Origin of the sequence: Erwinia sp. HDF1-3R, assembly GCF_039621855.1 — a bacterium.
GTDB lineage: Bacteria > Pseudomonadota > Gammaproteobacteria > Enterobacterales > Enterobacteriaceae > Erwinia.
This window is the reverse complement of sequence record NZ_CP155071.1, coordinates 4,260,537-4,279,186: the sequence shown is the minus strand read 5'-3', so window position 1 is coordinate 4,279,186 and position 18,650 is coordinate 4,260,537. Positions and strand designations below refer to the sequence as shown.

Genomic DNA, 18,650 nt, shown 5'->3' with positions numbered 1-18,650 from the left:
GGAAGGAACAGCATGACAGATGTAACCGTAAAATCGCTGGCCGCAGAGATTCAGACCCCGGTAGAACGCCTGGTACAGCAATTTGCTGATGCAGGGATCCGCAAGTCTGAGACCGATTCTGTGACCCAGCAGGAAAAAGAGACGCTCCTTAGCCATCTGAACCGCGACCATAACGGCGGTTCTGGTAAACTTACTCTGCAGCGCAAAACGCGCAGCACCCTGAACGTGCCGGGCACCGGCGGTAAAAGCAAAGCGGTGCAGATTGAAGTCCGCAAAAAGCGCACCTATGTAAAAGGCGATCCTGCAGAAGCTGCACAGGCTGAAGCAGAAGAGCAGGCACAGCGTGAAGCGGAAGAACTGGCTCGTCGCGAGGCTGAAGAGAAAGCCGCGCACGAAGCTCAAGAGAAAGCGAAGCGTGAAGCCGAGGAGCAGGCTAAACGTGAGGCAGCTGATAAAGCCAAACGTGAAGCAGCGGAAAAAGAAAAAGTGAGCAATCAACATACCGACGAAACAACCCGGGCGGCCCAGTCTGATAAAGCCCGCCGCGAAGCTGAAGCCGCAGAGCTGAAGCGTAAAGCTGAAGAAGAAGCGCGTCGCAAAATCGAAGAAGACGCGAAGCGCGTAGCGGAAGAGGCCCGTAAAATGGCGGAAGAAAAAGGCTCAGAATGGGCTGAAGCGGAAAAAGAAGTCGAAGACACTTCTGACTATCATGTCACCACCTCCACCCATGCGCGTGCCGCTGAAGACGAAAACGATGCCAAGGTAGAAGGCGATCGTCGTACGCGTCCAGCGAAAGCGCCTCGCCAGAAGAAGGGCAACAAGCATTCTGAAGCGAAAACCGACCGTGAAGAAGCGCGCGCGCAGTTCCGCGGTGGTAAAGGCGGCAAGCGCAAGCCAAGCACGCTGCAGCAGGGCTTTAACAAGCCTGCACAGGCTGTTAACCGCGACGTGATCATCGGTGAGACTATCACCGTGGCCGAGCTGGCTAACAAAATGGCAGTGAAAGGTTCTCAGGTCATCAAAGCGATGATGAAGCTGGGCGCCATGGCGACGATTAACCAGGTTATCGATCAGGAAACTGCCCAGCTGGTCGCGGAAGAAATGGGTCACAAAGTGACGCTGCGCCGCGAGAATGAGCTGGAAGAAGCGGTAATGAGCGATCGTGATACTCAGGCTGAACGCGAGTCTCGTGCGCCAGTCGTGACCATCATGGGCCACGTTGACCACGGTAAAACGTCTCTGCTGGACTATATCCGTTCAACCAAAGTCGCCTCTGGCGAAGCGGGCGGCATTACTCAGCACATCGGTGCTTACCACGTTGAAACTGACAGCGGTATGATCACCTTCCTGGATACCCCGGGACACGCCGCGTTTACCGCAATGCGTGCTCGTGGTGCTCAGGCGACGGATATCGTTATCCTGGTGGTGGCAGCGGATGATGGCGTCATGCCACAGACGGTTGAAGCTATCCAGCATGCGAAAGCGGCGAACGTACCGGTTGTTGTTGCAGTGAACAAGTGCGACAAACCTGAAGCTGATCCGGATCGTGTTAAAAACGAACTCACTCAGTACGGGATTATCCCGGAAGTGTGGGGCGGTGAAAACATGTTCGTCAACGTCTCTGCGAAAGCGGGTACCGGCATCGACGACCTGCTGAACATCATCCTGCTGCAGGCTGAAGTGCTGGAACTGACCGCTGTCCGTCAGGGTATGGCAAGCGGCGTGGTTGTTGAATCCTTCCTGGATAAAGGCCGTGGTCCGGTTGCTACCGTACTGGTGCGTGAAGGGACATTGAACAAAGGCGATATCGTCCTTTGTGGCTTTGAATACGGCCGCGTGCGTGCGATGCGTGATGAGTTAGGGCGTGAAGTCCTGACCGCCGGTCCTTCTATCCCGGTAGAAATTCTGGGTCTGTCGGGCGTTCCGGCAGCAGGTGATGAAGCGACCGTCGTACGCGACGAGAAAAAAGCGCGTGAAGTGGCACTGTATCGTCAGGGCAAATTCCGTGAAGTTAAGCTGGCGCGTCAGCAGAAATCTAAGCTGGAAAACATGTTTGCTAACATGACCGAAGGCGAAGTATCTGAACTGAACATCGTGCTGAAAGCCGACGTACAGGGTTCTGTCGAAGCTATCTCCGACTCCCTGATGAAACTTTCCACTGATGAAGTGAAAGTTAAAATCGTGGGTTCTGGTGTGGGCGGTATCACTGAGACCGACGCCACGCTGGCAGCAGCGTCTAACGCTATCCTGGTTGGCTTTAACGTCCGTGCCGATGCCTCTGCGCGCCGCGTCATTGATACTGAAAGCCTGGATCTGCGTTACTACTCCGTCATCTATAACCTGATTGACGAAGTAAAAGCAGCGATGAGCGGTATGCTTGCACCTGAGTACAAACAGCAGATCATCGGTCTGGCTGCGGTACGTGACGTGTTCAAATCACCGAAATTTGGTGCTATCGCCGGTTGTATGGTGACCGAAGGTAACATCAAGCGTCATAACCCTATCCGCGTACTGCGCGATAACGTGGTTATCTATGAAGGCGAGCTGGAATCCCTGCGCCGCTTCAAAGATGACGTCAACGAAGTCCGTAACGGCATGGAATGTGGTATCGGCGTGAAGAACTACAACGATGTGCGCGTTGGCGATATGATCGAAGTGTTCGAAATTATCGAGATCCAGCGTACTATCGATTAATGGTCTCTTGAAAAAGTGACGTATCCGGGAGGCCCACTGGGCCTCCCGTAGGCTGTGTCCCACCAGTAGCTCGCGTCCTGCGTTGTCAGGTTTGAACATAGTCTGCTATGCCCTTCACCTTCCACCTTGATCGCGAACTGTTGGTATTCCGACGGTCTTAGCACCCAGGGTCGGACACCGCCTTAATCTGGAGAGTTCTAATATGGCGAAAGAATTTGGTCGCCCACAGCGCGTATCTCAGGAATTGCAGAAAGAGATCGCGATGATTTTACAGCGTGAGATCAAAGATCCACGCCTTGGCATGATGGTAACCGTGTCAGGTGTCGAGGTTTCTCGCGACCTGGCCTATGCCAAAGTGTTTGTCACCTTTCTGAACGACAAAGACGAAGACGCTATCAAAGGCGGCCTGCGGGCGCTTGGTGATGCTTCCGGCTATATCCGTTCGCTGCTGGGTAAAGCCATGCGCCTGCGTATCGTGCCTGAGCTGACCTGGTTCTACGACAATTCACTGGTTGAAGGCATGCGCATGTCTAACCTTGTCACTAACGTAGTGAGAAACGATGCCGAGCGTCGTGGCCCTGCGGAAGAAGACAAGGAGGACTGATGAGTCGTCCTCGTCGTCGCGGTCGCGACGTCCATGGTGTGCTGCTGCTGGATAAACCTACCGGTCTGTCCAGTAATGATGCGCTGCAAAAAGTGAAGCGCCTCTTCACGGCGAACCGCGCGGGTCATACCGGTGCGCTGGATCCTCTGGCCACCGGTATGCTGCCAATTTGCCTGGGCGAAGCCACGAAATTTTCCCAGTACCTGCTTGACTCGGATAAGCGCTATCGTGTGATTGCAAAACTGGGGCAGCGTACCGATACCTCAGACGCAGAGGGTGCCGTCATCAGTGAGCGTCCGGTGACCTTTACCGAGCAGCAGCTGCTTGAGGCGCTCGACGGCTTCCGCGGGGAAACCCAGCAGGTCCCGTCGATGTATTCCGCGCTGAAGTATCAGGGGCGGAAGCTGTATGAGTACGCCCGCGAAGGTATTGAAGTGCCACGTGAAGCGCGCAGTATCACCGTCTATGATCTGCAGCTTATCCGCTGGGAAGGCGATGAGCTGGAGCTGGAAATCCACTGTTCTAAGGGAACCTACATTCGTACGATTACGGATGACCTGGGTGAACTGCTCGGCTGTGGTGCCCATGTGGCATATTTACGTCGTCTACAGGTTGCGACCTATCCGGTCACCAGCATGGTGACCCTGGAGCAGCTGTCGGCGCTTAGCGAGGAAGCTTACGCCAGTGGCAAAACGCCTGCTGACCTGCTGGACCCGCTGCTGATGCCGATGGACAGCCCGGCCGCCGCGTACCCGGAAGTTAATCTTCTGAGTTCGGTTGCCGCTTACTTCAGGCAGGGGCAACCCGTGCAGGCGGGTCATGTTCCTGCTACGGGGCTGGTCCGCGTCACCGAAGGTGAAACGCGCAAATTTATTGGCATGGCGGAAATCGCCGGGGATGGCCGCGTTGCGCCCCGACGGCTGGTCGTGGAATATTCCGACGCGCCATTTGCGAAAGTATCAGGCGCAGAGTAGAATAGCGCGGCTTTACATTGGGTCGCTGAATTAGAGATCGGCACCTGTACATTTATCTTAAATTTGGAGTTGTATCATGTCTCTAAGTGTTGAAACTAAAGCACAGATCGTTGCCGACTACGGTCGCGATGCTAACGACAGTGGTTCTACCGAAGTTCAGGTTGCTCTGCTGACCGCTCAGATTAACCATCTGCAGGGTCACTTCTCTGAGCACAAAAAAGATCACCACAGCCGTCGCGGTCTGCTGCGTATGGTTTCCCAGCGTCGTAAGCTGCTGGATTACCTGAAGCGTAAAGATGTTGCACGTTATACCAGCCTGATCGAGCGTCTGGGTCTGCGTCGCTAAATCTTAGAATCTGCCTTGCCCGGTACGTTTCAGCGCAATCTGATACGATAAATGGCTTAAAGGCAGATTTGTGCGAGTTTTGCTAAAAAGGGGCCTTCATGGCCCCTTTTTTCCGCTAAGCGGCAGCATTTTTCGCCAAACTATTGTATTGTTGACACGTGCGATCTTCAGTTGCAGCGTTTCGCGCGGCTAATGAGAGGCTTTGTCCCCGGGGCGGGATTAAGGGTTGTCATTAGTCGCGAGGATGCAAATGAAGATTAAAATTTTTCGGCAGGGTCAGTGCCCTGTCAGAACGTTAAGGATTTAATTTTGCTGAACCCGATCGTAAGAAAATTCCAATATGGTCAGCATACCGTCACCCTGGAGACCGGTATGATGGCTCGCCAGGCCACGGCAGCTGTGATGGTAAGTATGGATGACACCGCGGTATTCGTTACCGTTGTTGGCCAGAAAAAAGCCAAGCCGGGTCAGGGCTTTTTCCCGCTGACCGTAAACTATCAGGAGCGTACCTACGCTGCTGGCCGCATTCCCGGTAGCTTCTTCCGTCGTGAAGGCCGCCCGAGCGAAGGTGAAACCCTGACCTCACGCCTGATTGACCGCCCGGTGCGCCCACTGTTCCCGGAAGGTTTCGTTAACGAAGTTCAGGTCATCGCGACCGTGGTTTCCGTGAACCCACAGGTTAACCCTGACATCGTGGCGATGATCGGTGCCTCTGCAGCGCTGAGCCTGTCCGGTCTGCCCTTTAATGGTCCTATCGGTGCCGCGCGCGTAGGTTACATCAACGATCAGTATGTGCTGAACCCAACCACCGACGAGCTGAAAGAGAGCAAACTGGACCTGGTTGTTGCCGGTACTCAGGGTGCCGTGCTGATGGTTGAGTCTGAAGCCGAAGTGCTGAGCGAAGATCAGATGCTGGGTGCGGTGGTCTACGGTCACGAGCAGCAGCAAATTGTTATCGACCAGATCAACTCCCTGGTTGCCGAAGCCGGTAAACCTCGCTGGGACTGGCAGCCAGAGGCCGTAAACGAATCTCTGACCAGCCGTATTGCCGCGCTGGCTGAATCTCGCCTGAGCGATGCTTATCGCATCACCGAGAAGCAGGAGCGTTACGATCGCGTTGGCGTTATCAAGAGCGAAGTGACCGCTGCGCTGCTGGCTGAAGACGAAAGCCTGAACGAAGGTGAAATCAGCGATATTCTGCACGGTCTGGAAAAAGACGTCGTACGTAGCCGCATTCTTCGTGGCGAACCGCGCATTGACGGCCGTGAAAAAGATATGATCCGTGGTCTGGACGTGCGCACTGGCGTACTGCCGCGCACTCACGGTTCTGCGCTCTTCACCCGTGGTGAGACGCAGGCGCTGGTTACCGCTACCCTGGGTACCGCACGTGACGCACAGAACCTCGATGAGCTGATGGGCGAGCGTACCGACAACTTCCTGTTCCACTACAACTTCCCTCCGTACTCCGTCGGTGAGACCGGTATGGTAGGTTCACCTAAGCGTCGCGAGATCGGCCACGGCCGTCTTGCCAAGCGCGGCGTACTGGCCGTGATGCCGAAGGGTGATGCGTTCCCTTACACCGTACGTGTGGTGTCTGAAATCACTGAATCAAACGGCTCATCGTCAATGGCGTCCGTGTGTGGTGCTTCTCTGGCGCTGATGGATGCCGGCGTGCCAATTAAGGCCGCAGTTGCAGGTATCGCCATGGGCCTGGTGAAAGAGGGTGAAAACTTCGTCGTTCTCTCCGATATCCTGGGCGACGAAGATCACCTGGGCGACATGGACTTCAAAGTAGCCGGTAGCCGTGAAGGTATCACCGCGCTGCAGATGGACATTAAAATTGAAGGCATCACCCGCGAAATCATGCAGGTGGCGCTGAACCAGGCTAAAGGTGCACGACTGCACATCCTGGGCGTGATGGAGCAGGCGATCAGCACCCCGCGCGGCGACATCTCTCAGTTTGCTCCGCGCATTCACACCATCAAGATCAGCCCGGACAAAATTAAAGATGTCATCGGTAAAGGCGGCTCGGTTATTCGTGCGCTGACCGAAGAAACCGGCACCACCATTGAGATCGAAGATGACGGTACGGTGAAAATCGCTGCGACCGACGGTGATAAAGCGAAATTCGCTATCCGCCGTATCGAAGAGATCACTGCAGAAATCGAAGTGGGTCGTATCTACAACGGTAAAGTGACCCGCATCGTTGACTTTGGTGCCTTCGTCGCCATCGGTGGTGGTAAAGAAGGTCTGGTGCACATTTCTCAAATCGCTGACAAGCGCGTAGAGAAAGTGACTGACTATCTGCAGATGGGTCAGGAAGTGCCGGTGAAAGTGCTGGAAGTTGATCGCCAGGGCCGCGTACGCCTGAGCATCAAAGAAGCGACCGAGCAGTCTGAACCAGAAGCGGTAACCCCTGCTGTTGCCCCGGCACCAGAAGCAGAATAAAGTCATACTATTAAGCTCTCCGTGCGCGTCACGGAGAGCTGTTTCATCGCGAGGGCAGGACGCGTCACCTTGTGCATGGCAAGCGGATGAACGGACTACCATCCTATTGTTTGTATTCGGGAGTGGGAAATGAAGCCTTTTTTGCGCTGGTGTTTCGTTGCGACAGCTTTAACGCTGGCAGGATGCAGCAACTCTGATTGGCGTAAGAACGAGGTCCTGGCCGTACCTTTGCAGCCTACGCTGCAGCAGGAAGTCATTCTGGCGCGCATGGAACAGATACTTGCCAGTCGTGCCCTTACCGATGATGAACGCGCACAGCTGTTATATGAGCGCGGAGTGTTGTATGATAGTTTAGGTTTGAGAGCACTGGCGCGAAATGATTTTTCACAAGCGCTATCTGTCAGACCGGATATGCCTGAAGTATTCAATTACTTAGGCATATATTTAACGCAGGCAGGCAACTATGATGCTGCCTATGAAGCGTTTGATTCTGTACTTGAGCTTGATCCAACTTACAATTACGCACATTTAAACCGCGGTATCGCCCTGTACTACGGCGGAAGGTTTAAATTGTCGCAAGATGATCTGCTGGCGTTTTATCAAGACGATCCTAACGATCCTTTCCGTAGCCTGTGGCTCTATCTCGACGAAAAAGAGATGAATGCCGACAAGGCCAAAGTAGCGCTACAACAGCGTCACGACAAAGCGGTCAGAGATCAATGGGGATGGAATATTGTCGAGTTCTACCTGGGCAACATCAGCGAAAGTACGCTGATGGAACGTCTCAAGGCGGATGCAACGGATAACACCTCGCTCGCTGAACATCTCAGTGAAACCAACTTCTATTTAGGTAAACATTACCTAAGTCTGGGGGAGAAGGACAACGCAGAAGCGTTGTTCAAGCTGACGGTCGCTAACAACGTTCATAACTTTGTTGAGCACCGATATGCATTGTTGGAGCTGGCCCTACTCGGCCAGACACAAGACGATTTATCAGAATCTGACCAGCAATAGCTGACGAACTAATATTGCCCTTTTTTTCGAAAAGTCATCATCTTAGCGGATGAGGGCCTTTTTGTTCGTCGAAACCACTAATTTGAGCCGGTTCACACTTTTTGATGAAAATGACTAAATGTTTTCACGACGAGTTATGTAGACTGGCCGCCGCAATCTAAGAGGCACGTGTACTACATGACTGATATTGAAACCACTTTTGCTGACCTTGGCCTGAACGCCGAACTCCTTGAATCACTGAACGGTATGGGCTACGTAAAGCCTTCTCCAATCCAGGCTGAGTGTATTCCTCACCTGCTGGCTGGCCGTGATGTGCTGGGTATGGCGCAGACCGGGAGCGGTAAAACCGCAGCGTTCTCGCTGCCACTGCTTCACAATATTGATAGCAACCTGAAAGCACCGCAGATCCTGGTGCTGGCACCAACGCGTGAGTTGGCGGTTCAGGTTGCAGAAGCCGTAACTGATTTCTCCAAGCATATGCGCGGTCTTAACGTGGTGGCCCTTTACGGCGGCCAGCGTTACGACGTACAGCTGCGCGCCCTGCGCCAGGGACCACAGGTTGTTGTGGGTACGCCTGGACGCCTGCTTGACCACCTGAAACGCGGCACGTTAGATCTGTCTAACCTGCGCGGCCTGGTGCTGGACGAAGCTGATGAAATGCTGCGTATGGGCTTCATCGAAGACGTTGAAACCATCATGTCACAGATGCCTGCGAATCATCAGACCGCACTGTTCTCGGCTACCATGCCGGAAGCGATTCGTCGTATTACTAAACGCTTTATGAAAGATCCTCAGGAAGTGCGCATTCAGTCAAGCCTGACTACGCGTCCTGATATCAGCCAGAGCTACTGGACGGCCTACGGTCGTAAAACTGATGCACTGGTGCGCTTCCTGGAAGCTGAAGACTTTGATGCAGCCATCATCTTTGTTCGTACTAAAAACGCGACCCTGGAAGTGGCTGAAGCGCTGGAGCGCAGCGGCTATAACAGCGCAGCACTGAACGGGGATATGAACCAGGCTCTGCGCGAGCAGACGCTGGAGCGTCTGAAGGATGGTCGTCTGGACATTCTGATCGCGACTGACGTTGCAGCCCGTGGTCTGGACGTTGAGCGTATCAGCCTGGTAGTTAACTTTGATATCCCAATGGATGCAGAGTCTTACGTTCACCGTATCGGCCGTACCGGTCGTGCAGGTCGTGCAGGCCGTGCGCTGCTGTTCGTTGAGAACCGTGAGCGTCGTCTGCTGCGTAACATCGAACGCACCATGAAGCTGACTATTCCAGAAGTTGAGCTGCCGAACGCAGATCTGCTGGGTGAGCGTCGTCTGGCTAAGTTTGCCGCTAAAGTTCAGCTGCAGCTGGAAAGCAGCGATCTGGACCTGTACCGTGCTCTGCTGGCTAAAATGCAGCCTGAAGAAGACCTGGATATGGAAACGCTGGCTGCCGCTCTGCTGAAAATGGCTCAGGGTGAACGTCCGCTGATCGTACCTGCCGATCCGGCACCGCGTCCGCGTCGTGAGTTCAAAGAGCGTGACGACCGCCGTGGCGATCGTCCTGAGCGTGGCCCACGTGAAAACCGTGAAGGTGGCGATCGTCCACGTCGTGAACGTCGTGACGTTGGCGATATGGAAGTTTACCGCATTGAAGTGGGTCGCGATGACGGCGTAGAAGTTCGCCACATCGTGGGTGCGATTGCCAATGAAGGTGACATCAGCAGCCGTTACATCGGTAACATCAAGCTGTTTGGTACTCACTCAACCATCGAGCTGCCTAAGGGTATGCCTGGTGACATTCTGACGCATTTCACCCGCACGCGTATTCTGAACAAGCCGATGAATATGCAGCTGATTGGTGATGCACAGCCTCGCAGCAACGAACGCAGCGGTGGCGGTGAGCGTCGCGGTTCTGGCGCTCCAGCACGCGGCGGTTTCGGTGCCCGTGACGGTGCCCCTCGTGGCGATCGTCCTGAAGGCGCACGTCGCTTCAGCGACCGTAACGGCGGCGGCGAGCGTCGTGGCGGCGGTGCAAGCCGTGGTCCACGCCGTGAAGAGGGTGGCGCTGCGCCAACCCGTCGTCGCGACGCATAATCGCATCAGGGTATAACAACCCATAATGCTAAAAACCGGTCACATTGTGTGGCCGGTTTTTTTTTGCGTTGATGCCGTCATTCTCGCTGAGGACAGCAGCGCGATGACTTATTTTAGTCGTCGTCTTTAACTCTCGTTATATCCTCTTCTCTATCGTTATCCTCACTTCATCCTCTGCGTCTGAATCACAATCAACCCACCCTGCCGCATGCGTTAATGCGTTACGGAAAAATTATCTTTGCTCTCAATCTGTTTTTTATCCTGTCCCGGGATCTGCCGGATGACAGGTAGGCACGACTCTAAAGATGAAGGTTATTCATTGCTGCCTGCCAGTAATTTTAAGGTGTAAAAATAAACGCAGGTTGCACAACGGGTATCTGTAAGAACTGGCCTGAAGAACAATAAATAAGCCATTTTCACTGGTAGCCAAAGCATAAGCAAAGCTACTGTTTATGGGAGGTATTTATTATTCAAAATTCATACAGGAGCAGCAAATGGAGTTATCAGTACGTCAGAATAATACGCGTATAATGGACGTTATTGGTGGGTTTAATACCATCTACTCATTTATAGATAATATAGGAAGTATCTTTTCGTCCATAGCTAACATTGGTGGCAACTTAGACGGTGCTATGTCTAATGCCGCGCTGTGGGAGAATATACAATCATCTTTAGGAGGGATGAGCGATGATATTAACACGTTATTGGCACAGGGCACTCTGACACAGGCTCAAATCAGGCTTCTTATTGATATGTCTTCAAGGCAAAGTAAGCTGATTAGCGTAGCCAATAAAAACATTCTCGCCATAAAAAGTAATCTTGATTTTTATCTCCCTACGATTTTGAATGCAATTCACTATGTTTCTTCTCAGAACAGGCAAATTATTGGCATGCTCGGTGATGTCAGAAATCGTCTGGTACTGATAAGTGAACAGTTGGACAACATTGCCCGGCAAATCAGTCTCAACTCCAGTCTTGCTGAGATGACATCTTCTTATCAGGCCGTCAAGTTTGTTTCAGAACGGTACGACCAATTTTCTGAAAAATTAGTGGAGTTGAAAAACCGGTCAGAAGATAACAATGAAATTCTGGAAAGTGACTCTTTCGTTGAGTTATATGAATTTGCGAAAAGAGTCACCGAACCGGCCTTGAACAATATTATTTATCATTTGAATACCATCCATAATTCATTAGTCGGGAAGAATATTTTATCAACAAGCAATCTCCAGCTCGTTATACCCGAGTTTATGTCGACGAAGATCGTTTTTAATAGCGTGAGCAGTGTATCACGGGCGATCGATTTTTTGCTTAACTCCCAGCTTATACAAGCGAAAGCGCTGGGTGCATTCTGTTCGTGCCGGGCAATAATGAATTATCCCTACTATGACTATGCCAGTGAAATGAAATCTGCACTCAACGAGCAGCAGCAACTCTTTTCTCAGATTATGTCTAAAATCACGCCTGAACGGAACTCTCTGATGGCAACCCACAACTGTCCGGATTCAGTCCCCATCATGGGAGAATTCCCTTCACTTGATAAGCGGCCCACAGTCAGACACAGGGCGAAAAAAGGCTACGCGCTTTTGGGTTTTGAGTTTGTTTATAATGAGACGCAGAATACATTCAGGCTGGTCGTTACCGATGGGAAATTAGGTGCCGGGTTTAAAATTATACTGGGTACTGAGGAAAAATATGAATACGACGTTGGGCGTTCACCTTATACCCTCAATGATTGGGGGAATTATAAAATTTGTAAGATAGGTGAGGAAGTCATTACTGGCTTTGACTACACGTCTACTTATGATTCAACAAGTGACGGTAAAGAAATTCATACTTATAGTTTCTCGGCGATTTACGTTTCACAATATGATGCGCCTACCGGGGCGCTGAAAGCTGAATACCTCCCCGCGAATAAGTATAAACATTTTTCTAGCGATAGCGTTGAGTATAATATTGGGAAGGCTTTTGAAGAAAGGAATGCGCAAGATGTTAATGGCGATGGAAAGATAATTAATACAACTTCCCGCGGCCTTCCACTCTGTTTTATAGGGGAGAGATATCCTGCTCCACTTTATTGTCTGATGTTCAATTTAGCAACCTTGTCTAAAGGTTCTGGCGAATACATATATATAATATGCGCCGGGAGTTATCTGGGAAGACAATTTTTCACGGATGATTATAACCAGACAAGCCGATCAGGCCGCAGCGCAGATGACGGTCAGACAGCTTTGGAGCCGCCGCGAGGACGTCAGTATGGCGATAATTCGCGCTCAATAGATTAAAACCAGGGTTCGTGACTGCTCATCCAGTCAGCATCGTCGGGATTTACATTAAACGCTGAAAAAATGGTTTAGGATCGTTAAAAACCCAGAGTAGCGGGTTTTTAACGATGGGAATATCTTCCTGGTAATTTACGACGTCGTGCGGGAGAATTATTGCTGTCAGATCGACCGCCAGGCTTCCATCGCCAGCGCAAAGGAGTGCAGTCGCGCCTGTTGGTCAAAAATCTGCCCATTAATCATAATTTCATCCGCCTCCGTCTCACGCAGCAGCGATACCAGACCCTGGCGCACTTTATCCCTGTCACCCACTACCGACATACTCAGCGCCTGCTGAACGCCGTACTGTTCTGATGGTGACCACAGATTATCCATATTCTCCACCGGTGCGGGCAGTGGGCCCGGCCGACCACGGCGCAGATTGATAAACTGCTGCTGCATGGAGGTAAACAGGAATCGGGCGTCTCGCTCACTGTCGGCGGCTACGACGTTAACGCAAATCATCGCATGGGGCTTTTGAAGCCGTGCCGACGGCGTGAAGTCTTCGCGGTAGAGGTGAAGTGCCTGGAAAATCAGGTCTGGCGCAAAGTGTGAAGCAAAGGCAAACGGCAGTCCCAGCTTAGCGGCAAGCTGAGCGCTGTAGAGGCTGGAGCCGAGAAGCCAGACCGGGATCTTAAGCCCCAGACCCGGCACCGGCAGTACTGCCGGACGCTCATCCCCGGCGGCATCAAACCAGCTAATCATCTCCTGCACGTCAGCGGGAAAATTATCAACGTGACCGCCCATATGCCGACGCAGTGCCATCATGGTGCGCTGATCGGAGCCCGGCGCGCGGCCCAGCCCTAAATCAATACGCCCCGGATAGAGAGATTCCAGCGTGCCGAACTGCTCAGCAATGACCAGAGGTGCATGATTAGGCAGCATCACGCCACCGGAGCCAAGCCGCAGCGTCTGCGTGTTCGCCGCAAGAAAGCCAATCAGCACCGAGGTGGCGGCACTGGCGATACCGGACATATTGTGGTGTTCGGCCAGCCAGTAGCGGTTGTAACCCAGCTTTTCGGCCTGCTGTGCCAGTGAAAGAGAGGTTTTGAACGCATCAGAGGCGGTTGCACCCTGCGGAATAGGCGCAAGATCGAGGATCGACAGGGGGACGTTTTTTATATCGGACATAGTCGCTCACTTTTTTTTGAAGGGCCGAAAATAACCCTCATCCTTCAAATTGCAGGTATGCTGGCTGTTATTATGCCGAACAGCCACGCTTTTCAGTAAGGGTCGGTACTTTGGCTACCGCCCCATGCAATTCGATAACCGAAGGTTAGCGTACTGGTGCAAGCAGATAGCCTGGACGATTTTTTGATAAAAGGATTGGCAGTTTGCAGCACTTTACCTTTTACCAGACAGTCCCGGCGCACAATCTGCCCTGATAAGGCGTGGCCCGGGCTATGCGTGAGTATGACTTATCATTCGCCCGGGTAAAACCGCATTTATTGTTAGCGGGGATGAGCAGGCGACAGCTCGCCCGGTTTTAGCTGACAAGCTCCAGTCCGGCCACCTGCCGCCAGTATCCATTACACTGCCTGTGGGATTGCAGCGATAAGGGATGCTTACCCGTTTCGTTGGCGCGAAATGCATCCACCATCGTCAGCGTCTCTGTACCCTGGGGAGATAAGCGGACAATATCCACCCGCCCCTGCATCGAAATCAGCTCATTTCCCAGGTTATAGCAATAACCACTCATCGTCTGAATACCATTAAGCACAAATACCAGCTGATCTTCCTGCGAATAAAGTTTTCGCCCAAGCGGGTGCTCACTACAGCAGGTCTGACAGTCGTCTTTGCCGCGGTTCTCCGCCCTGGCGGTAAAGCAGCGGGCAGAATAAGCCAGCGGTAGATGGCCATAACCCAACACTTCCACCTCAAACCGGTTGCGTATGCCCAGCGTCTCGCACTGCGTCAGCAAGTTGTCCAGCCAGTCGCGGGACAGCTCAACCGGCATACACCAGCGCACCATACCCATTTTTAACAGCAGACGCAGCGTAACGGCGTTGTAGCAGTTCAGCGCATGGCCGGCGACGAAGGGCAGACCCGCTTCCGCGACCATATTGACCGTTCCCATATCGTTAGCTTCGATAAGGAATTCGCCGTTATCCACATAGCGTTTCAGCTCAACCAGTTCTGAAGGGGACTGAACCAGCGCCAGGCTGGTCAGTACCACCTGCTTGCCCGCCGCAGCCAGCGCTTTCGCCATCGCCATCCAGTCTGCCATTTTGGTTGCCCGACGTTTGCTGCATACGGCTTCACCCAGATAGACGATCTCTGCACTGCTGCTGGCAGCGGCCTGATAAAAATCCTGTAGCGTCTCAGTTGGCCAGTACCAGAGTACCGGGCCTAATGCGTATTTCATGGGGTATCCTACTGCCATTGACGATGGTAGGCGCCCAGCGTGGTCTGTGTTCCTTCGCTGAGTGCGCTGAGCGTATTCATCCAGTTCTGCTGAGCGGTAAAACCGGCGGGATCGGCCCTGCAACGATCGATAGCCTGACGCCAGACGCGCGTAACCTGTTCCACGTAGGCCGGGCTACGCTGGCGGCCCTCAATTTTTACCGAGGCGATATTAGCGGCCAGCAGTTCCGGGAGTAGCGCAAGAGTATTCAGGCTGGTTGGCTCTTCCAGCGCGTGATAGCGTGCCCCGTCTAAACGGTAGCGGCCCTTACACAGCGTTGGGTAACCTGCATTCTCCGTGGCGTCATAGCGATCGATAAGCACCTCATTCAGCCGCGACTCCAGCCCGCCGGGCGTCTGCTGCCAGCGAACATAGCGGGCGGGGGAGCAGGCGCCGACGGTATTGGGGGATTCGCCAGTAAGCCAGGATGAGAGGAAACAGCGTCCTTCTGCCATGATGCACAGACTGCCAAAGGCGAAGACCTCCAGCGGCACGGGGGTGACGCGCGCCAGCTGGCGCACCTGATGCATAGAGAGCACGCGGGGCAGGACGACCCGGGCGACATCGAAATTGCGCTGATAGAATTTGATTGCCTCGACGTTGGTTGCCGAGGCCTGAACCGAAACGTGTCGCTCAATATGCGGATAGCGTTCAGCGGCATACTCCAGCATGGCGATGTCTGCCAGGATCAGCGCATCTACGCCGACGCTCGCGGCCATATCCACCGCATACTGCCAGCGCTCGTAGCCGCTGGGATGCGCAAAGGTGTTGATCGCGACATGTAGCTTACGTCGGTGCTGATGAACGTACCCGGTCGCTTCCTTCAGCCGTTTTTCGGTGAAATTCAGGCCCGCGAAGTGACGGGCGTTGGTGTCATCCTTCAGGCCAACATAAACCGCGTCTGCTCCGTTTTCGACCGCAGCCTTTAGCGCGGGCAAATTTCCCGCAGGGCAAAGCAGTTCCATATTACTCTTCCGTACAAACTATAGAATCCGTGAGTGTAAACAGGGAAACGATCAGAACTTTTGATTTAAGGCAGCTAATGGCGTAATGATGAACAATGGATTTAATGCCAAAATTCTGTAGAGTTCGCACACTTTACTGATCCATTCGTCAGATTCGTTTTGCCAGTGTGGCAAAATAGTCAAAATTCATACGTAAGGAGTAATAATGGTGTTGAACCCATTATGTGCAAAACTTGTCCGCAAGGGTCCACAAATTTTGCGAATTCCGCTGCAGCTGGCACCTTTTGCACTCAAAAAACAGTGTCTGCAACAGCTGTTAAGCTGGCAGTTTCACTATGCTCTGGCGGAAGGGGATTTAGACTTTCTTGAGGGGCGCGGGTTAGGCGTGGAGATCCGCGATCTGGGCCTGCGCTGGGTCACCACCCTTGAGCAGGGGAAATTGCAGGTTGCCGAACGGGAAGAGGCCGACGTCTGGTTCCGCGGTGAGGCTAACGACCTGCTGCTGGTGGCTGCCCGCAGGCAGGACCCCGATACGTTGTTCTTTCAACGTCGTCTGGTGATTGAAGGCGACACTGACCTGGGGCTGGAAGTGAAGAATCTGATGGATGCGATGGAACCTGAACATATGCCCGCGCCGCTGCGTTTCGGACTGATGCAGCTGGCTAACCTGATTGAGGCGGGACTCTCTGAGGACGCGACTTCCCCTGCGGATCGCGCAGGTGTGCCATGTTAATTCGTACTGAAATCGGCATAGACGCCGCCAGGATCGACGCGCTGCTACGACGCTGTTTTGCGACGGTCAGAGAGGCGGAACTGGTTCAACAGCTGCGTGAGGATGGATTGCTGACGCTGGGCGTGGTGGCGACCGACGACGAAGGCCAGGTGCTGGGCTACGCCGCATTCAGCCCGGTAACCCTTAATGGCGAAGATCACCAGTGGGTCGCCCTCGCGCCGCTGGCGGTAGAGGAGAGCAGCCGCGGTGACGGGCTGGGTAAACAGCTTATTTACGAGGGGCTGGATACGCTCAATGAATTTGGCTACGCCGCCGTGGTCGTGATGGGCGAACCGGATTTTTACGGTCGCCTGGGATTTGAACCCGCGGCCCGACATCATCTCCACTGCCGCCTGTCCGGCGCGGAAGCGCTCCAGGTCTACAAACTGGCCGACGAGGCGCTCGTTCAGGCAGAGGGCCTTATTGAGTACGCGGCTCCCTTCGCTGAGGCCTGAGACGTTACCGCCAGGGGCGAGGGCGCGTGGCGGCGTTCTGCTCTGTGAGCTCAGGTTCAGCCGCTCCTGAGCTCCTCCAGCCAGGCGGTGAGAGAGTCAGGCTGGTGCGTCACCAGCCTGACTTTATCGCTTCTCCTGAGCCGCTTAACCTGATACTCCAGTTTTGACGCACGGGAACGATCGCCCGCTTCGCAGTGAAACAGCAGTTCCAGCGGACCTTTACCGCGTAATGCCTTTGCGCCTTTACCCGACTGATGCTGCAAAAAGCGCCGCGCGACGTCGTTGGTGATCCCGGTGTAGAGCGCCCCGCTGCGGGTACGTAAAATATAGAGTCGCCATGGCGCGGCTTCGCTGCTGTTCATCAATTCCTTTCTGTCCTGTTTATCCCCGTTTCAGAGGGGCGATAAAGAGGATTCTAGCAGCTTCCTGCCACAGGAAAAGTGTCTCCCGGCGTTGTGGCTGGCTATGCAGGGGGAGGGTGTGGCAAAGTGGGCTTTTTCAGGGAGGCTACTATGTCCGATACCGCAATGCCCGCCGCCATCAGCCGTTTTCTAAAAAAACAGCATGTATTGTCCTTATGTTCAGGGCCGCCCGTCTGGTGCGCTAACTGTTTTTACGTCTTCGACCCCGATAGCTGTGTATTCTGGCTGATGACCGAAAAGCACACGCGGCACGGGGCGCAAATGCTGAGTGACTCCCAGGTGGCCGGAACGATTAACGGGCAGCCTAAATCGGTATTGCTGATCAAAGGCGTACAGTACGCCGGGCGTATCACGCTGCTGGAGGGCGATAAGGCAAAGGCCGCGCACAGCGCCTATGTGAAGCGTTTCCCGGTTGCGATCAAAGCGTCGGCTCCGCTGTGGGAAATCAGGCTTGATGAGGTCAAAATGACCGATAACGCGCTGGGGTTTGGCAAAAAACTCAGCTGGATGCGGGAGCAGGCAGGGTAAAAAACCGGGCGAACCCGGTTTTAATGCCGATCGGTAATGCCGGTTTTAGTGATGCGGAAGTTTCAGTGCCGATCGGGGGATTACAGTACGGTTCAGGAAATTTCAAGAATACGCAGAGATTCCTGGTTAAACGCGGGTAAATCGTCCGGCGTACGGCTGGTCACCAGCCTGTCGTTGTCGACGATGACCTCTTTATCGTGGAAGTCTGCACCGGCATTTTTCAAATCAATGGCAATGGCTTTCACCGAGGTCATTTTACGGCCGCGTACCGCGTTGGCACTGATTAACAGCTGTGGCCCGTGGCAGATAGCGAATACCGGTTTGCCCAGCGCGACAAAATCTTTAGTGAAGTTAACAAAGCGATCGTCGCCGCGCAGGCTGTCAGGGGAGTGTCCACCCGGCAACAGCAGTGCATCAAATTCAGCGGCGTGAACCTCATCAATACTCTTATCGATTTTTACCTTCGCCTGACCCTGTTTCCCGGTAACGGTTTTCCCGGCCTGCTTTTCAATGGTGACAACCTGGTGTCCCGCTTTGGTATAGGCTTCAGCAGGAGACGTGAATTCTGAATCTTCGAACTCATCTGTAATTAATACCGCGATCTTCTTGCTCATCGTTTCC

General features: G+C 53.5%; 16 protein-coding genes. 11 read left to right on the top strand and 5 right to left on the bottom strand.

All coding sequences use genetic code 11. The annotated features are described in order from the left end of the window. The first annotated feature begins 12 nt into the window (after nucleotides 1–12). From infB to AAGR22_RS19340, 8 genes are all read left to right on the top strand, one after another. Nucleotides 13–2,694, top strand: a complete 2,682-nt coding sequence (infB, locus tag AAGR22_RS19375; RefSeq protein ID WP_067706018.1) for a translation initiation factor IF-2 — start codon at nucleotides 13–15, stop codon at nucleotides 2,692–2,694. A 202-nt stretch (nucleotides 2,695–2,896) separates the two neighbouring features. Then, on the top strand, nucleotides 2,897–3,298 hold the full coding sequence (gene rbfA, locus AAGR22_RS19370) for a 30S ribosome-binding factor RbfA (protein WP_345829138.1): 402 nt from the start codon (nucleotides 2,897–2,899) through the stop codon (nucleotides 3,296–3,298). Continuing rightward, nucleotides 3,298–4,272, top strand: a complete 975-nt coding sequence (truB, locus tag AAGR22_RS19365) for a tRNA pseudouridine(55) synthase TruB (RefSeq protein WP_345829136.1) — start codon at nucleotides 3,298–3,300, stop codon at nucleotides 4,270–4,272. Before rbfA ends, truB begins: the two co-directional genes overlap by 1 nt. A gap of 76 nt (nucleotides 4,273–4,348) precedes the next feature. Further along, entirely contained in the window at nucleotides 4,349–4,618 is a 270-nt protein-coding gene (gene rpsO, locus AAGR22_RS19360) for a 30S ribosomal protein S15 (protein WP_024966694.1), read from the top strand. 309 nt (nucleotides 4,619–4,927) lie between these two features. Further along, nucleotides 4,928–7,066 (top strand): polyribonucleotide nucleotidyltransferase, encoded by a 2,139-nt coding sequence (gene pnp, locus AAGR22_RS19355; RefSeq protein WP_067706026.1) that lies wholly within the window; start codon nucleotides 4,928–4,930, stop codon nucleotides 7,064–7,066. Nucleotides 7,067–7,195: 129 nt separating this feature from the next. Beyond that, a complete protein-coding gene (gene nlpI / locus AAGR22_RS19350) occupies nucleotides 7,196–8,080 on the top strand; it encodes a lipoprotein NlpI (protein WP_345829132.1) in 885 nt (294 codons plus the stop codon). A 177-nt stretch (nucleotides 8,081–8,257) separates the two neighbouring features. After that, nucleotides 8,258–10,165, top strand: a complete 1,908-nt coding sequence (locus AAGR22_RS19345) for a DEAD/DEAH family ATP-dependent RNA helicase (RefSeq protein WP_067706028.1) — start codon at nucleotides 8,258–8,260, stop codon at nucleotides 10,163–10,165. A 494-nt stretch (nucleotides 10,166–10,659) separates the two neighbouring features. Continuing rightward, a complete protein-coding gene (locus AAGR22_RS19340) occupies nucleotides 10,660–12,447 on the top strand; it encodes a vegetative insecticidal protein Vip3A family protein (RefSeq protein ID WP_345829130.1) in 1,788 nt (595 codons plus the stop codon). Nucleotides 12,448–12,606: 159 nt separating this feature from the next. Here the strand turns inward: AAGR22_RS19340 and AAGR22_RS19335 are convergent, their stop codons facing one another. The 3 genes from AAGR22_RS19335 to AAGR22_RS19325 form a co-directional block, all read right to left on the bottom strand. Further along, nucleotides 12,607–13,614: a luciferase-like monooxygenase gene (locus tag AAGR22_RS19335; RefSeq protein ID WP_345829128.1), complete on the bottom strand. Its 1,008-nt coding sequence runs from the start codon at nucleotides 13,612–13,614 to the stop codon at nucleotides 12,607–12,609. Between the two features lie 355 nt (nucleotides 13,615–13,969). Next, a complete protein-coding gene (locus tag AAGR22_RS19330) occupies nucleotides 13,970–14,866 on the bottom strand; it encodes a U32 family peptidase (protein WP_345829126.1) in 897 nt (298 codons plus the stop codon). After that, a complete protein-coding gene (locus AAGR22_RS19325; protein ID WP_345829124.1) occupies nucleotides 14,857–15,852 on the bottom strand; it encodes a peptidase U32 family protein in 996 nt (331 codons plus the stop codon). The genes AAGR22_RS19330 and AAGR22_RS19325 overlap by 10 nt, the downstream gene beginning before the upstream one ends. 205 nt (nucleotides 15,853–16,057) lie before the next feature. Between AAGR22_RS19325 and AAGR22_RS19320 the strand changes: the two genes are divergently transcribed. Both AAGR22_RS19320 and AAGR22_RS19315 read left to right on the top strand, forming a co-directional pair. Beyond that, a complete protein-coding gene (locus tag AAGR22_RS19320; RefSeq protein ID WP_345829122.1) occupies nucleotides 16,058–16,585 on the top strand; it encodes an SCP2 domain-containing protein in 528 nt (175 codons plus the stop codon). After that, nucleotides 16,579–17,079, top strand: a complete 501-nt coding sequence (locus AAGR22_RS19315; protein WP_345829120.1) for an N-acetyltransferase — start codon at nucleotides 16,579–16,581, stop codon at nucleotides 17,077–17,079. The genes AAGR22_RS19320 and AAGR22_RS19315 overlap by 7 nt, the downstream gene beginning before the upstream one ends. Before the next feature lie 56 nt (nucleotides 17,080–17,135). On the opposite strand, the gene AAGR22_RS19310 is transcribed toward AAGR22_RS19315, so the two are convergent. Further along, on the bottom strand, nucleotides 17,136–17,441 hold the full coding sequence (locus tag AAGR22_RS19310) for a GIY-YIG nuclease family protein (RefSeq protein WP_345829118.1): 306 nt from the start codon (nucleotides 17,439–17,441) through the stop codon (nucleotides 17,136–17,138). A gap of 150 nt (nucleotides 17,442–17,591) precedes the next feature. Between AAGR22_RS19310 and AAGR22_RS19305 the strand changes: the two genes are divergently transcribed. Then, nucleotides 17,592–18,029, top strand: a complete 438-nt coding sequence (locus tag AAGR22_RS19305; RefSeq protein WP_345829116.1) for a YhbP family protein — start codon at nucleotides 17,592–17,594, stop codon at nucleotides 18,027–18,029. Nucleotides 18,030–18,121: 92 nt separating this feature from the next. Here AAGR22_RS19305 and AAGR22_RS19300 read toward each other — a convergent pair whose 3' ends face one another. After that, nucleotides 18,122–18,643 (bottom strand): type 1 glutamine amidotransferase domain-containing protein, encoded by a 522-nt coding sequence (locus AAGR22_RS19300; RefSeq protein ID WP_067706044.1) that lies wholly within the window; start codon nucleotides 18,641–18,643, stop codon nucleotides 18,122–18,124. Between the last annotated feature and the right edge of the window lie 7 nt (nucleotides 18,644–18,650).